Here is a 13806-nt window from a genome sequence, read left to right as displayed (position 1 = left end):
AATTAAGGTTTAACAGGTGTGGCAGATGGTTCAGGCGCAGGTTGGGGTACAACAGGTGCCTCCCGCGGGTTTACCGTATTCTTTTTCTGTTTATTGAAATTCAGTTTCAGAGAAACAACGTGAGAATATAAAGGGTTGTCCTGCATATTCAGGCTGGTAAAAGCATAGTCAATATGCAATTGTTTGATCTTGAATCCTACACCGACTGCCGGTTGAAATACGAAGTACTTATTTCTATTAGTCGTATCGGTATTGTCGCCGGTCTGGTACATATTACTGATACCGCCGCGCAGGAAGATTGTATTTTTATAAGACGCTTCCAATCCCAGTCTCGGGTCTATACTGATCGGTTTACCACTGATCAGTGCCTGCCTTTTACCATCGGTAGTAAGGTCTGCTCCCAGTTCTGTATACAATTGAAAATCTTTCTTCGGCTTCAGGAAGTGATAGCCAATCCCGATATTCAGTCTCGGGTTCATCACTTCATAGGATTTGATCGGAATTTCGTTGCCGGTTTTATTGAACACTTCTTTTTCCTTTTCGGTAAGGTGGAAACTCCATGAAGTAATGGTTGTCGTAATATCTCTCGCCATCACCCCGAATTGCCACTGGCCGGAGCGAATTTTAAGCCCCAGGTCCAGGCCGGCACCCCAGGCATTAGCCATACTGCCCACATTACGGTAGAGCACTTTGGCATTAGCACCCAGGCTTGCTTCAGTATTCTTTTTATGCTTAAACCAGTCCAGTTGTTGCGCATAGCTGAAAGTAAAAGCATAATCTCCCGCAGAGATCGCCTTCAGCTTACTATCATCAAAAGAGCCATCAGGCTGCACATAATCAAGTGTGTAAGGGATATTATCTGTGGCAAAACGTATGAAGGATATACCGATCATGCGTTTTTTGTCTTTCAGTTTCATGGCCAGTGCACCGAAATCATATTTCGATATACCACCAAAATATTCGGCATGCATCAGGCCCAGTTCCGCATCATTTTGCATATTGGCCAGTCCGGCAGGGTTCCAGTAGGTAGAATATACATCGCCGGTAGCGGCAGATTGTGCACCACCCATACTTAGTCCTCTTGCTCCTACACCGATGTTCAGGTACTCATTCACATAAATACGAGATTGTGCGTTAACAGCTAGTGGAAAACATGTTATAAATGATAAAATGTGTAAATTTCTTATTTTCATTTCCTTTCTGATGCTTGAGGTTTGAGTACTTAACGACAAAAATACTAAAAAAATTACGAGTTATATACTAACAAAATGTAATTCATTTACTACAAGAACGTGTTGACGGTTCGGATATTTCTCAATAAATTTGCGAACCTTAATGTTTAACAATGAAGAACTTTATTCCGGAATTACGGGAGCGTGGATTGCTGCAGGATATAATTCCTGGTACAGAAGAATTATTAGAGAAAGAACTGGTCAGCGGTTATGTGGGATTTGACCCGACTGCCGACAGTTTGCATATAGGAAGCATGTTGCCCATTATATTATTAAAGCACATGCAGCTGGCAGGACATAAGCCTATCGCATTGATCGGTGGTGCTACCGGCATGATTGGCGATCCGACAGGCAAATCGGCGGAGCGTAACCTGCTGGATGAAGCAACCATCGAAAAGAATATTGCTGGCATCCGTAAGCAGCTGGAGAAATTCATTGACTTTGATGAGCAACTGGCTAATAAGGCAGAGATCGTTAATAATAATGACTGGATCGGCAAATTCTCTTTCCTGGATTTTATCCGCGATGTAGGTAAGCATATTACCGTGAATTATATGCTGGCTAAGGATTCTGTACAGAAGCGCCTGGAGTATGGCCTTTCTTTTACGGAGTTTACCTACCAGTTGATCCAGGGTTATGACTTCTTTCACCTGTATACAACACAGGGTGTAAAACTGCAGTTCGGCGGTGGTGACCAGTGGGGTAATATCGTTACGGGTACAGAGTTTATTCGCCGCAAGGCTCAGGGCGAAGCTTTTGCCTTTACCTGTCCGCTGCTGAAAAAAGCAGATGGTGGTAAGTTTGGTAAAACCGAAAGTGGAAATATCTGGCTGGATCGTAATAAAACATCTCCATATGTATTCTATCAATACTGGTTGAATGTAACAGACGATGATGCTAAGAACCTGATCAGAATATTTACGTTCATCCCGGTTGCAGAGATCAATGAACTGATTGCAGCACATGATACCGCACCGCACCTGCGTATGTTGCAAAAACGCCTTGCTGAAGAAGTGACTACTATGGTGCACTCTAAAGAAGACCTGGAGTTTGCACAGCAGGCTACAGAGATCTTGTTTGGTAAGGCTACGGAAGAAGCACTGACCGCATTAAGCGAGCAGCAATTGCTGGAAGTGATGGATGGCGTGCCACAGGTAACTTATAGCAAAGCGGCATTGGAAGGAGAGGGTATAGACCTGATCACTTTCTTTGCCGAAAGCGGTATCTTCCCTTCTAAGGGCGAGGCCCGCAAAATGCTGCAAAGCGGTGGGGTGAGTATGAATAAAAATAAAATTCAGGGTATTGAAGCACGCCTGGAGGCTACTCAGTTATTGAATGATAAATATGTATTGTTCCAGAAAGGTAAGAAACAATATTACCTGGCTGTGTTTGAATAATGAAAATGCACTTTACTAAAAAGGGACTGATCGAAGATCAGTCCCTTTTTAGTATACGCTATGCTGATTGCTATTGCATTCTTGTTTTCTGGCTTCTTACATATTGCGCCGCAATTGCGGCCAGTTCCGGCCATCTGTCTTTATGGGCAAATGGGACCTGTATCCATTCTTTCATCGGACGGCCCTTGCCGGAAGGGTCGAACAGTAATGCACCTTCCAGTTGCTGTGCCTCTTCCCGTATGGTTCCCGTTAGTTTAAAAACCATCGCCTCCTGAAAAAAGCTGGCAAATGCTTTCCCTTCAATTTTAAAACAAGGCTTACCGAACATATGGCTGGATACCGCATTGGGTACAGATTGTCCGATCTGTTCGTATGTTTCTATTGCATTCATATTTGCTGAGTATGATCACAAAAGTATATCAATTCTGCATAAAACGATACTACAGCAGAGCACATTTATTTTTTGAAAGCAGCCTTAATCATCTGCTCCAGATCGGCCCATGCGCCACCGTTATATAAATGCTTAAAGCCCCTTTCTTCTAAGAGTTGCTGCACCTTTACACTCCTTAATCCGTGCGAGCATACGGTAATATATGTTTGGGCAGTATCCAGTTCTGTATAGCGTTCGCGAATCGTTCCCAGCGATATATTGACCGAGCCTTCAATATGGCCGGTCGCATACTCCTGTGGTGTGCGCACATCAAGTATTACAGCCCCGCGCCCGATTAATTGGTCCAGACCTTTAGTCATAGTTGCATAACGATAAGTTCGGTAACCTGCGTAGATCAGCAGTAAAGTACTGGCAATAATCATTATGGCTTTCATTGTTTACGTAAAATTTGACGGTCTATATAAAATGTTCCGAATGGGATAATGCAGGCCAGCAGTACCTTCCAGGTAGTAGTCCGGAAGCGCCAGCGTTGCTCTATACCTGTGCTCAGGGTATTGACAATAAAGAGCAGGAATAAAGCACCATGTACGGAACCTAATAGTTGTACCGGTCGCGGATACTGGAACAGGTATTTCAGTGGCATGGCAATAAACAACAGCAGGATAAGGGAGATCCCCTCCAGGAATGCAATGATGCGCAGCCTGCCGATCTTCGTTTTACATAAGGATACAAGCATAATTTATCTGATATATGGTCTGGTGGCAAAGGGAGAAAAAGGCCAGGGAATGGCAATAAATATAATGAGTAAGGCAAATGCATACCATAAAGCCATGGTACGGAATTTATCCCGGTCGCTGTTCTGTCTTTTGGACAGCGACGAACCTATGGTGATGAGGATAATTGCGATCAGCATAAGTATTGCATGGATCACACTGAAAAAGGTAATGTCGAACTGCTGCCGGGCCTCTGCGTTATGCTCCCGGAAAAACCGGGTTACAGGGCTTTGCGCATAGAGCAGTATACCGGCAATCAGCTGTATATGCGCAATGGTAGCCGTCCAGTGGCGAATAGCATTATCCGTTTTGCCGAAGTGGCGCTGTTTCCATAAACCGGTACAGGCGGTAATCAGTGAGAGGATAAGGCTTAGTAATACCAGCCAGCGGAGCAAAGAGTGATAAACAGTAAGTGTCTGATACATGATTTTCAGTTGACTGGGCAAAGGTAAATTAAAAAACATACCGATTAGTATGTTTTGTGTCAAAAAAATTACCTCAGCATATTGAGATAGTTTTTTAATTCCTTCAGATAAGGAAGATATACCGATTTACTGTTCTCCAGTTTGCCGAAATTACGGATGCCCCAGTAGCCAGACATAACGAAGAGGGTTACCTGGCGGGCATTTACGTCCTTACGGACAATGCCTTTTTTCTTGCCTTCATTCAGAGAGTCGATCATTACCTTTTGCCATTGCTGGTTCAGCTCATTTAGAGCCTTGCTGAAATCTTTGTTCCAGGGGGTCATTTCCTGGGTCAGGTTAGCGGCAGGACAGCCATATTCTACTTTCAGAAAATCATTTTCCATCAGCAGTCCATGCATCATATCATATATGGTATTCAGAGGGTCTGCGGCATGTTTAAACGGGCCAATGAAACCCTCTGTGAGTGTGGGTTTCAGGATCTCGTTCACGATCGCTTCGCCCATCTCATCTTTATTTTTGAAATGGTAATAAAAGGCCCCTTTAGTGACCTGTGTGGTCGCTAGTATATCATCTATACTTGTGGTCTGATAGCCTCTCGTATAGATCAGTTCAAATGCTTTCTGAAGGATATGCAGCCGGGTGGCTGCCGCTTTTTTCATCATGATCTTATGCGTTATGCTCTGGTGTAAGCGGAAGTGTAATTTACAGCTTTAGACAGAATTGAGGGCATAAAAAATGCTCATACAGAGATGAGCATTTTTCCGTTATGGTATTCATAAGTGTTTACGATTCACAACTGCTGCAGGTAACCAGATTGTTCACCAGTTCTTTCGATACGCTCTGGCTACGTTGGTAATACAGCGTTTTAACACCCAGTTTCCATGCCTCGATCATCAGGCGGTTTACATCTTTGATCGGCATATTGGATGGGATGTTCAGGTTCAGACTCTGTGCCTGATCTATAAAGCCCTGGCGGATAGAGGCCTGCTGAATAATCTCCAGCTGAGATATTTCTTTAAATGTTTTGAACACATCTTTTTCCTGCTGTGTCAGCTCTGCAATATGCTGCACACTACCATTGTTCAGCATGATGCCTCTCCAGATTTCTTCATTATCCAGCCCTTTCTCTTCCAGCAATGCTTTCAGGTACTTGTTCTTACGCATGAAGTTACCTTTGGACAGACCAGCTTTGTAGTAGTTACTGCTGAAAGGTTCAATGCCCGGAGAGCACTGGCCCAGGATCGCCGAAGACGAAGTCGTAGGTGCGATCGCCAGCAGGGTAGTATTTCTTCTTCCATATCCTTTCAGAATCTCCGGTTCGCCGTAGATATAGCTCAGCTCCGCTGTTGCTTTTTCCGATTTTTCGTGGATATGTTTAAAGATCTCGTTGGTCAGTTGTTTGGCGCGCAGCCCTTCAAAAGGAATGCGGTTTTTCTGCAGGTAAGAGTGCCAGCCCAGTACACCAAGGCCCAGGGCACGGTGTCTTTTGGCAAAGCGGTTCGCTGCAGCCAGGTAATAATTGTCTTCTGTTTTTACGATAAACTCCTGCAATACTGCATCCAGGAAGAAGATCGCCATTTTTACCGCTTCTGTATCTTTCCACTCATCATACAGTTCCAGGTTCATGGAAGACAGACAGCAGATAAATGATTCGTCGATTGTAGACGGCAGGGCAATCTCAGAACACAGGTTACTGGCATTGATCTGCAGGCTCAGGTCTTTGTATACCTGCGGCTTGTTACGGTTTACATTATCGGAGAAGAACAGGTATGGTAAACCTTTCTGCTGGCGCGATTCCAGGACTTTAGCCCAGATCTCACGCTTCTGCATATCACCGTCGATCATTTCCTGCATCCAGTAATCCGGGATACATACGGCGAAGAACAGGTTCTGAATCGGGTGGCCAATGTTCTTAATGTTTAAAAATTCTTCTACATCCGGATGGTCGATATCCAGGTAGGCAGCAAAAGCCCCGCGGCGTACGCCACCCTGAGAGATCGTATCCATAGCAGTATCAAACAGTTTCATAAAAGAAACCGCACCGCTGCTTTTACCATTATCGGTTACCGCAGTACCGCGGGCACGCAGTCCGCCGAAATAGCCGGAGGTACCACCACCGATCTTGGTCTGCATGATCACCTCGCCCAGTTTATGGGTAATACCTTCGATATGGTCCGGGATATGTACATTAAAGCAAGAGATCGGTAAGCCCCTTTCGGTACCCATATTGGCCCAGATCGGAGAGCTCAGGCTCATCCAGCCTTTCTCGATCAGCTCCTTAAAACCTTCTTTATATTCCGGTTTGTACAGGCGCTGTGCTGCTGCACCGGCAATGCGGTCAATAGCACCCTCTACGGTTTCGCCTTTCAGTAAGTAGCCTCTGTTTAATATTTGCTCACTTTCTTCATTGAGCCACCATAATCTTTCCATATCTTAATCTAATATTTTAATGGGCTTTTTATTTTCGTCGATCGCTACGAAGGTAAACATACCGCTGATCGATTTTTTGCGTTCTTCGCTGAACATGGTTTCCTGGAAAATCTCTACAGATACCTTCAGGCTGGTATTCCCGATTTCGGTAATGCGGCCCACCAGTTCGATGATCGTATCGGCAGGAATAGATTCCTTGAAATCGATCTGGCTGGAGGAGATCGTCACCATGCGCTTACGGCTGAAACGGGTAGCCGCAATAAAGGCAACCTCATCCATCATATGCATAGCCGTACCACCGAATAAGGTATTGTAGTGATTGGTTGTATTCGGGAAAACCACTTTAAAGATGCGGGTTTCCGCGTTTTTAATTCTTTCTTCTATCGTTAAGTTCATCTTATGGGATCGTTGAATTCAGGATTAGAACAGGTCCATTGCAGTAATACTCTTATCGTGCTTGGTATAGTCTACCGGGCGTTTCGCAAAGAAATCGTCGAGGCTATTGGCAAACACCTCTTCCTCAAACCACTGCATCGGCATATATTCTGCTTCAGATACATTGTAGATTTTAGACAGACCTATTTTAGACAAGCTATCGTCAATACGGTATTTCATAAAGTTCAGAATATCATTTTTGCTGATCTTTTCCAGTTCTCCGTCTTCGAAAATCCAGTCCAGGATTTCGGATTCGATCAACAGCGATTCTTTCACAATTTCCTGGATCTGCGCCTCTTTTTCTACGTCTAAATATTCAGGGAATTCTTTTTTGATCTGGTTGATGATGTAGATACCCGCATTCGCATGCAGTTGCTCATCTACAGAAGTCCAGGCAATGATGTTGCTGGTATTCTTCATATACCCTTTGAAACGGGTAAAGTACAGGATGATGGCGAACTGGCTGAACAGAGACACGTTCTCGATAAGAATCGTAAACAGTACCAATGAAGTAATGTATTCCTGAGGCTTATCGCTTTTTGCATTTTTCAGTGCCGCGCCCAGGTACTGGATACGTTTTTTGATGGCCGGAATGTCCAGGATCTTTTCAAACTCACTGCTGTAGCCCAGCACTTCCAGCAGGCGGGAGTAGGCTTCAGAGTGGCGGAATTCACATTCTGCAAAAGTACTGCCCAGTCCGTTAAATTCCGGTTTAGGCAAATGCAGGTACAGGTTACCCCAGAATGTTTTTACACTTACCTCGATCTGTGCAATCGCCAGCAGGCTTTTCTTGATGGCCTGTTGCTCAGCAAAGTTCAGGTGCGAGTGAAAGTCCTGGAGATCTGCGGTAAAGTCAACCTCTGAGTGTACCCAGAAGGATTTGTTGATCGCATCGGTAAATTGCAGCACCTCCGGATATTCGAAAGGCTTATAATTTTGTCTGAAGTCGAAAATACTCATAGCGTTTACTTTTTACGTGAACAGTTTATTATGTTTTATATCGCAAAAAGCAGGGTCAGCGTACTGGTGTATGTCCAGAGCGGCATACACAGAGTGGCAGACTTGCTTTTAAGCGAAAGCAAAAATCGTTGGTATTAAACAGGCATCCTGGCTTATACACACAGTGTATTTACAGTTGCGCTACAGCTCGTGAGTTACACACGATTCCCCTGGTTTCAGTTCGGTATGTGGCTACATACTAAATGTTTAATACCCATTAAGAACCTTTCGGTTTCCAAAGGTAATATCCCGTACTTTATTTTCAGCAAGTAGATATGCACAGCGTGTTGATAATGTTGGGAGATGTACACCAGCATTGATTTTCCGCATATGCACCGAGTGCAGGGGCCGGTTTGGGTAGCGCACTGCTCTCAAAACCTTTACAGGCTCATTTACAGCCGGAAAAACCGTATTTTGTGATACCTTTGAAGCATCAATTATGAGCACATTATTTAACGTTCGGGTGTATGGAATCGTCCTCAACGAAGCGCAGGAAGTACTGCTGAGTGAGGAACAATACGGCAAACATCATTTTGTGAAATTCCCGGGCGGGGGACTGGATTACGGAGAAGGTACGATTGAGTGTATGCACCGTGAATTTGAAGAAGAATTGGGTTTACGCATTAAACACTGTACGCATTTCTATACCACCGACTTCTTCCAGAAATCTATGATGGATGATACCCAGATCATCAGCATTTATTATATCGTTGAGATGGAAGAAGGGCAGGAGATACCTGCACATTCCGATACCGGTATTTTATATTTTCATCCGATTAATGAAAGCCTGGAAGCAAAGCTGAGCCTGCCAATCGATAAGGTGGTGGGGAGGATGTTGGGGAATAAAGTATAAAGAGACTAAAGACAGCCCCTTCCTTTGTCAATGGTATTTTCTCCCGTTCTTAAAGGGTTGATACATGAAATAAAGAGTAGTAACTATTGATGCAAACGAATTAAGATAAAATTATATGCTTTCTGTTGGTAATGCGTCTCGACAGCCTGTATGTTCTGAAAGAGGTAATATTCATCTCTTTCCCGGAAATGGCAGATATGCAGTATTGTTTTTCCTTCAATGGTTTCTAGCCGGTAATAGGGCCATAGCTTCTTTCGTTTAAATATGCCGGAGCGTGTAAGCAGTCTACCGGCGACTGTTCCCAGAGGAGGCTCCTGGCACATAAAAGCTTCGCTAAAGCCGATGTCTTTAAGATTGTATAGCATGAAGATAACCCGATTACAATACTCGTAGGAAGCTTGTGTGGAAAATTTAATGGTATCATTATTGTAAAACAAGCTATCATCATTAGAAGTATACAGTTCCAGGGTCTTATCCCTGTTATACTCTTTTTGTTGCTGCATTAAGTCCTTAAGCAGTTTCCGTACAGTTCTTTTTGATGGATAATGATTCTGTGCGTATGCAGGAGCCTGTAGTAAAAAGCATAGCAACAAGAGTATATTATATGTTATGCGCATGGATTAAGGGTGCAATTTTTTATTTAGTTCATTTTTTGTAATTCCTAACTCATAACCGATACTGTCCTTGGCATGTTTTAAATACACCACGGACATTGGAGTGGCAGCATATTTTGAGGGTCTGATGAGGGCAAATGTGTGCTGTTTACTTTCAGGATTGTTCTGGTGTATATTGCTAAAATATATAGTGTCATTCTGAATTCGGTACGTTCCGGTAGTCTCTTCAATCCCAAAGCAGACAGACCGTTCTTTAAATGTGTGATCTGCTTTCAGTCTCAGGGTGGTTCTGCAATTAGCAGTGCCTTCCTGCGCTGCTATCAATACATCAGCCGCTTCATATTTTGTAAAGTCGATTAACCCCTGAGGTCGGTAGTAGACCAGTAATAATACACTTGTTATTATGCTAATAGCAATTAGTCTTTGACGGCGTCCGGGCGTTTGCACTACTACTTTGTACAGCAGCCAGAGCAGTGCAACCATGAGCCCTGCATATAAACCCAGTTCTATCAGAAAAATGGGAATAGCCCATGCTCCAAGAGGTGTTTCCCAGAAATAAGTTGTATTTACGAACAGGAAAAAAATAATTGAAATACCAATAAGTATCTTATATTTTATTTTGCGCATGCATTAAAAGCTTAATCAGGATTTATTCAGATGAAAATATACTTAAAGTTCCGAAATCACCTTGGCATTTTACAATAATCTCTTTAGTTAAACCTTTGCGCAAATCAACTATTGTAAGCTTGTTATACCCACAGTCTGTACTATTATTGATGAAAATAAGTTTACCTTGTTCCAGTTTATCCGGGAGTTCTGCTGCCTTATTCATATAATAGTTACCAACATAATGGTTATACCTGTTATATATAAGGATTCAAGATGTAGTTCTGCCTGATAAGCCCCAGGTCCAAACTGCGGTGAGTATTTTATATTGCTGGTTTGAGTTGGTGTGTACTAGGCCCAAATAGTTAAGTTGTAGTGCTGTAGCTCCGCTTTCCGGGTTCCATTTTCCGAAATGGTAGGGTTTATTAATGTGTTCTTTTTCCAGAACAAACAGGCATTTGTTTACAGTAGATTTCCTTTGTGCATGAATAGCTATTGAAGATAAGAGCAGTAGAGGAATACACATGTAAATAAGTACTGAACGTTTCATATAATAGCAGGGTTGCATCATCGCTCATACTTTATCAGAGTGTTTCTGAAGAATGTCTTTTTCCTGTTTCGTAAGACTTTTCATGCCCTTACGATGTATTTTGTCCAGAATATCGTCCAGTGCGACTAACTGCTCCTGCTGGGCAGCATTATACTGGTGGTCTATCGAGTAATGATTGGATTTTCTGCGCCGGATATACATTTTACCTTTGTACAGCAGCTGTGGCCGGGTAATAATCAGTACAATGAAAAATAGTGCCGGTAGGAGGATCAGCAGTATGGTAATATAATTTTCCTCAATGGCCGCAGGGTGAAACGCTAATGCCGTAAGCATACCGATTACTGCACCCCCGAGGTGGGCATCATGTCCCACATTATCTTTGGCTGTCCGTATACCATATATGGACAGCAGTACATAACCCAGGCCAAATAACCAAGACGGAATATAAGTAGGTAAGAAAAAGAAACTAATGCCTATGCCCGGGTACAAAGCAATAGATGCAAAGATGATACCACATACCGCACCAGATGCGCCGATAGCACTATAATCTGCATGGTTACGATGTATCCATAGACTGAGCAAATCACCACCGACCATACTCGCAAAATAGATGGCCAGAAATGCTGGTGTACCTAACTGTAGCAGGATCGAATCGCAGAATGCATATAAGCTGAACATATTAAAGGCCAAATGCATCCAGTCTGAATGAAGAAATCCGGATGTGATCAGGCGTTTGTAGTCTTTGCGGGCTATAATCGGCTCAACTTTAAATTTATACGTATCAAAAAAGACGCTATCCCTAAAGCCCTGGTAGGAAAAGGCAATGGTAATGATAATAAGTAAAATCCCTGTAACAGGCGTGGTGTTCATAATAGATCAAATATATAATATGAAGTAAGACGTGTATTGATCTCCTAACTCTTCGTTCCGTAAAGGTATTCCCAGGTCCTGTAACCCACCCATGACATATACAGTTTAACCATTACTGTAGTATCTGTAACGTCAATGAAAGGTGGTTTTGCCTGTTTGGAACTATATAGCCTGATGGCGCCTTTATTGTAGCAATAGAAGCTATCGCCCATGTAGACCAGTTTGCCGGCAGCAGTATCCTCAACGATCTGTATCGTTCTACTGATTGGATAATGCATGGTGGTGTCTGGTCCGCTATCCTGTATTACCCGGTGAGCGGAGTCGTACAGTTGGAAGTTGGTTGAGACAAAATGTCCAGTATCGTTATTGTGACCATTATGCCCCTTGTTTTTCTGACAGGCAGATGCCGTCAGGGCCATAATGAGTAAGGTGATGATAGTGTTTTTCATGTATTGGGTTATTGGGTTCTGAGCATAAAGATAGTAGAAGTTTATATAAATGCTATGTAAATATAAAAGAAGGTTAACCCCAAGTTCCAGTTATTTATAGTAAATAATCTCCCGCTCCGTGATCAATGTCCTGCCGTTTACACGGTCCAGTCTCAGTGTCCAGTTATGATTGCTGTCTGATTGCATATAGCGATAAGTCGTCTGAACAATACTGTCCTTATTATTTAATACTTTGAATGTATCGGAGATGGAGACCAGGTTTTCCTGGGCATCATATTTCATGCCGCGCAAGTACGTCGGTCGGTCATTATTATCCACAACGCGGGTATGCGTCAAATGACCCATTGCATTGACCTGGTTATATACTTTTTTATGGAGTTTATTGTTGATATAGCAATGCGCCTCCTGCGGGTAAAAATCCAGCAGATAGTTGAACATAACCCATTGTTCCTCCTGCCCGGTAGCCATATCCGTATTCGTCGTATTGCCAATGCGCCCATTGATGTAAGTGGGTACAGACTTCACCAGCAGTTTGCCGGAGGCATCGTAGATATTATACTGTAATTCATCTCCCTGCTCCGAAAAAGCAAATTGATGTTTGTGACCCTCCGCCTGCTCTGATAATTTGCGGCCTTTGGCATCTGTAGGATAGGAGGTCAGGCGCAATTCTCTCACCTTTCCCTGCAGGTTGTGCGAGGTCCAGCCGTTGTATGTAGATCTGACTGTTTTTTCTTGTTGTGCGATAGCATATAGCGCACAAAATAAGCCTGATACAAAGATTATGCTGGTCAGTGTTTTTCTTTTCATTTTAGCTGAATATAAGATGCTTTCTATTTTCCGAATAATTTACTTTCCTGTTCAAATACTTTATTGGCTTCGAAATAATATGTTCTGTCTCCCCCCTCTGTTGTTACATCCATGCGATCACAGGTATTGTTTCCACCGCTGCTGATGCTCTGGCTTTTCATTTTTGCCCCGATCATCATTAAGATAAAGTATTCCTCTTCGATTTGCGTTACATGCCAGCCCGTTTCGCAGGTCCTGCCATCTCCGCTGTTGACAATGGAGTTCAGCAGTCCAAACTCAATATCATGGTATTTACGCTGGCTGGCCGTATCGCCCAGGATCTTATAGGTTTGTTGCAGGTATTTATGGGCAAACATACTGGTGTAATCGATACTGAGCATGGCTTTAGTGGCCCTGACTACATCCTGGTAATTTTTGTTTTTTATGGCAGCATACACCTGAGTTTTCAGGTCGTCATAGTTAGTTCCCTTTTCGGCAAACATTTTACTCTCCAGGAAGCTGTTCCGGAAATCAGTATAGTCAATCGCCAGGTCCCCGTTTTCTAGTTGCTGTACATATTTGGCGTACCGGTCTTTGGTAGCCGGAATCTTAATCTTGGCTTCTTGTCCAAAAACCGCCGTGCCCAGAGATAGGCCACAAAGCAGTGGTAACAACATTTTATGAAGTTTCATGAATGGTATTTTTTAGTTAATTATTGATTGTCCTGTTTCAGGTACAAAGTTGTTAAAGTTCTGGCCCAGTAGCGGGGCACATTATATTCCTGCTGCAGATGGGCTACCACATCATTCGATTTTTTATCCTTTGCCTGGAAGGCATCCAGTATACCGATCCATTCCGCGATCTCCTTTCCTGTTTTTTCGATCACCTGTTCATTACGCACATTCCAATAGTCCTGTTTCATACTTCATGATTTATACTGATGCATATTAATACATTTTTTGAATTGTACCGATACCAATGTGCATAAAAAAATCA

General features: G+C 43.1%; 20 protein-coding genes and 1 riboswitch. Of the genes, 2 read left to right on the top strand and 18 right to left on the bottom strand.

The window, feature by feature from the left end:
• Positions 1-2: 2 nt before the first annotated feature.
• Positions 3-1193: a putative type IX sorting system protein PorV2 gene (locus tag EMP01_RS00605; RefSeq protein WP_129019557.1), complete on the bottom strand. Its 1191-nt coding sequence runs from the start codon at positions 1191-1193 to the stop codon at positions 3-5.
• 152 nt (positions 1194-1345) lie between these two features.
• Between EMP01_RS00605 and tyrS the strand changes: the two genes are divergently transcribed.
• Entirely contained in the window at positions 1346-2629 is a 1284-nt protein-coding gene (gene tyrS / locus EMP01_RS00600) for a tyrosine--tRNA ligase (protein WP_129019556.1), read from the top strand.
• 70 nt (positions 2630-2699) lie between these two features.
• Here the strand turns inward: tyrS and EMP01_RS00595 are convergent, their stop codons facing one another.
• The 8 genes from EMP01_RS00595 to EMP01_RS00560 form a co-directional block, all read right to left on the bottom strand.
• On the bottom strand, positions 2700-3020 hold the full coding sequence (locus EMP01_RS00595; protein ID WP_129019555.1) for a hypothetical protein: 321 nt from the start codon (positions 3018-3020) through the stop codon (positions 2700-2702).
• 65 nt (positions 3021-3085) lie between these two features.
• On the bottom strand, positions 3086-3454 hold the full coding sequence (locus tag EMP01_RS00590) for a rhodanese-like domain-containing protein (protein WP_129019554.1): 369 nt from the start codon (positions 3452-3454) through the stop codon (positions 3086-3088).
• A complete protein-coding gene (locus tag EMP01_RS00585; RefSeq protein WP_129019553.1) occupies positions 3451-3756 on the bottom strand; it encodes a DUF3817 domain-containing protein in 306 nt (101 codons plus the stop codon). The genes EMP01_RS00590 and EMP01_RS00585 overlap by 4 nt, the downstream gene beginning before the upstream one ends.
• Before the next feature lie 3 nt (positions 3757-3759).
• On the bottom strand, positions 3760-4257 hold the full coding sequence (locus EMP01_RS00580; RefSeq protein ID WP_237559436.1) for a hypothetical protein: 498 nt from the start codon (positions 4255-4257) through the stop codon (positions 3760-3762).
• 29 nt (positions 4258-4286) lie between these two features.
• The gene (locus EMP01_RS00575) at positions 4287-4880 is read right to left on the bottom strand and encodes a TetR/AcrR family transcriptional regulator (RefSeq protein ID WP_237559435.1); all 594 of its coding nucleotides are present in this window, start codon (positions 4878-4880) and stop codon (positions 4287-4289) included.
• Between the two features lie 121 nt (positions 4881-5001).
• Positions 5002-6648, bottom strand: a complete 1647-nt coding sequence (locus tag EMP01_RS00570; RefSeq protein ID WP_129019552.1) for a ribonucleoside-diphosphate reductase subunit alpha — start codon at positions 6646-6648, stop codon at positions 5002-5004.
• 3 nt (positions 6649-6651) lie between these two features.
• Entirely contained in the window at positions 6652-7044 is a 393-nt protein-coding gene (locus EMP01_RS00565) for an acyl-CoA thioesterase (protein WP_129019551.1), read from the bottom strand.
• A gap of 24 nt (positions 7045-7068) precedes the next feature.
• Complete coding sequence (locus EMP01_RS00560) at positions 7069-8043, bottom strand: ribonucleotide-diphosphate reductase subunit beta (protein ID WP_129019550.1); 975 nt, start codon at positions 8041-8043, stop codon at positions 7069-7071.
• A 120-nt stretch (positions 8044-8163) separates the two neighbouring features.
• Positions 8164-8308, bottom strand: a riboswitch (cobalamin riboswitch).
• Positions 8309-8521: 213 nt separating this feature from the next.
• On the opposite strand from EMP01_RS00560, the gene EMP01_RS00555 reads away from it, so the two are divergent.
• Positions 8522-8935 (top strand): NUDIX hydrolase, encoded by a 414-nt coding sequence (locus EMP01_RS00555; RefSeq protein ID WP_129019549.1) that lies wholly within the window; start codon positions 8522-8524, stop codon positions 8933-8935.
• A gap of 83 nt (positions 8936-9018) precedes the next feature.
• Here the strand turns inward: EMP01_RS00555 and EMP01_RS00550 are convergent, their stop codons facing one another.
• The 9 genes from EMP01_RS00550 to EMP01_RS00510 form a co-directional block, all read right to left on the bottom strand.
• On the bottom strand, positions 9019-9552 hold the full coding sequence (locus tag EMP01_RS00550; protein WP_129019548.1) for a hypothetical protein: 534 nt from the start codon (positions 9550-9552) through the stop codon (positions 9019-9021).
• A 3-nt stretch (positions 9553-9555) separates the two neighbouring features.
• The gene (locus EMP01_RS00545; protein ID WP_129019547.1) at positions 9556-10176 is read right to left on the bottom strand and encodes a hypothetical protein; all 621 of its coding nucleotides are present in this window, start codon (positions 10174-10176) and stop codon (positions 9556-9558) included.
• A gap of 22 nt (positions 10177-10198) precedes the next feature.
• Positions 10199-10381, bottom strand: coding sequence for a hypothetical protein (locus tag EMP01_RS00540; protein ID WP_129019546.1), 183 nt, complete (start codon positions 10379-10381; stop codon positions 10199-10201).
• Between the two features lie 45 nt (positions 10382-10426).
• On the bottom strand, positions 10427-10705 hold the full coding sequence (locus tag EMP01_RS00535) for a hypothetical protein (RefSeq protein WP_129019545.1): 279 nt from the start codon (positions 10703-10705) through the stop codon (positions 10427-10429).
• Positions 10706-10729: 24 nt separating this feature from the next.
• Positions 10730-11575 carry a rhomboid family protein gene (locus EMP01_RS00530; RefSeq protein ID WP_129019544.1) on the bottom strand — a complete coding sequence of 282 codons (846 nt, stop codon included), beginning with the start codon at positions 11573-11575 and terminating at the stop codon, positions 10730-10732.
• Positions 11576-11619: 44 nt separating this feature from the next.
• Entirely contained in the window at positions 11620-12024 is a 405-nt protein-coding gene (locus EMP01_RS00525) for a hypothetical protein (RefSeq protein ID WP_129019543.1), read from the bottom strand.
• Positions 12025-12114: 90 nt separating this feature from the next.
• Positions 12115-12831 carry a hypothetical protein gene (locus EMP01_RS00520; RefSeq protein ID WP_129019542.1) on the bottom strand — a complete coding sequence of 239 codons (717 nt, stop codon included), beginning with the start codon at positions 12829-12831 and terminating at the stop codon, positions 12115-12117.
• 23 nt (positions 12832-12854) lie between these two features.
• A complete protein-coding gene (locus EMP01_RS00515; protein WP_129019541.1) occupies positions 12855-13502 on the bottom strand; it encodes a DUF4919 domain-containing protein in 648 nt (215 codons plus the stop codon).
• 20 nt (positions 13503-13522) lie between these two features.
• Positions 13523-13732, bottom strand: a complete 210-nt coding sequence (locus EMP01_RS00510) for a DUF4287 domain-containing protein (protein ID WP_129019540.1) — start codon at positions 13730-13732, stop codon at positions 13523-13525.
• Positions 13733-13806: the final 74 nt, after the last annotated feature.

It is taken from the genome of Edaphocola flava, assembly GCF_004118155.1.
Classification (GTDB): domain Bacteria; phylum Bacteroidota; class Bacteroidia; order Chitinophagales; family Chitinophagaceae; genus Edaphocola; species Edaphocola flava.
Note: the sequence above shows the minus strand (reverse complement) of the source record. Positions and strands in the feature narration are given on the sequence as shown.

Coding starts and splice junctions, on each gene's coding strand:
- EMP01_RS00605 (WP_129019557.1), bottom strand. CDS start 1,193: ATGAAAATAAGAAATTTACACATTTTATCATTTATAACATGTTTTCCA.
- tyrS (WP_129019556.1), top strand. CDS start 1,346: ATGAAGAACTTTATTCCGGAATTACGGGAGCGTGGATTGCTGCAGGAT.
- EMP01_RS00595 (WP_129019555.1), bottom strand. CDS start 3,020: ATGAATGCAATAGAAACATACGAACAGATCGGACAATCTGTACCCAAT.
- EMP01_RS00590 (WP_129019554.1), bottom strand. CDS start 3,454: ATGAAAGCCATAATGATTATTGCCAGTACTTTACTGCTGATCTACGCA.
- EMP01_RS00585 (WP_129019553.1), bottom strand. CDS start 3,756: ATGCTTGTATCCTTATGTAAAACGAAGATCGGCAGGCTGCGCATCATT.
- EMP01_RS00580 (WP_237559436.1), bottom strand. CDS start 4,257: ATGTTTTTTAATTTACCTTTGCCCAGTCAACTGAAAATCATGTATCAG.
- EMP01_RS00575 (WP_237559435.1), bottom strand. CDS start 4,880: ATGATGAAAAAAGCGGCAGCCACCCGGCTGCATATCCTTCAGAAAGCA.
- EMP01_RS00570 (WP_129019552.1), bottom strand. CDS start 6,648: ATGGAAAGATTATGGTGGCTCAATGAAGAAAGTGAGCAAATATTAAAC.
- EMP01_RS00565 (WP_129019551.1), bottom strand. CDS start 7,044: ATGAACTTAACGATAGAAGAAAGAATTAAAAACGCGGAAACCCGCATC.
- EMP01_RS00560 (WP_129019550.1), bottom strand. CDS start 8,043: ATGAGTATTTTCGACTTCAGACAAAATTATAAGCCTTTCGAATATCCG.
- EMP01_RS00555 (WP_129019549.1), top strand. CDS start 8,522: ATGAGCACATTATTTAACGTTCGGGTGTATGGAATCGTCCTCAACGAA.
- EMP01_RS00550 (WP_129019548.1), bottom strand. CDS start 9,552: ATGCGCATAACATATAATATACTCTTGTTGCTATGCTTTTTACTACAG.
- EMP01_RS00545 (WP_129019547.1), bottom strand. CDS start 10,176: ATGCGCAAAATAAAATATAAGATACTTATTGGTATTTCAATTATTTTT.
- EMP01_RS00540 (WP_129019546.1), bottom strand. CDS start 10,381: ATGAATAAGGCAGCAGAACTCCCGGATAAACTGGAACAAGGTAAACTT.
- EMP01_RS00535 (WP_129019545.1), bottom strand. CDS start 10,705: ATGAAACGTTCAGTACTTATTTACATGTGTATTCCTCTACTGCTCTTA.
- EMP01_RS00530 (WP_129019544.1), bottom strand. CDS start 11,575: ATGAACACCACGCCTGTTACAGGGATTTTACTTATTATCATTACCATT.
- EMP01_RS00525 (WP_129019543.1), bottom strand. CDS start 12,024: ATGAAAAACACTATCATCACCTTACTCATTATGGCCCTGACGGCATCT.
- EMP01_RS00520 (WP_129019542.1), bottom strand. CDS start 12,831: ATGAAAAGAAAAACACTGACCAGCATAATCTTTGTATCAGGCTTATTT.
- EMP01_RS00515 (WP_129019541.1), bottom strand. CDS start 13,502: ATGAAACTTCATAAAATGTTGTTACCACTGCTTTGTGGCCTATCTCTG.
- EMP01_RS00510 (WP_129019540.1), bottom strand. CDS start 13,732: ATGAAACAGGACTATTGGAATGTGCGTAATGAACAGGTGATCGAAAAA.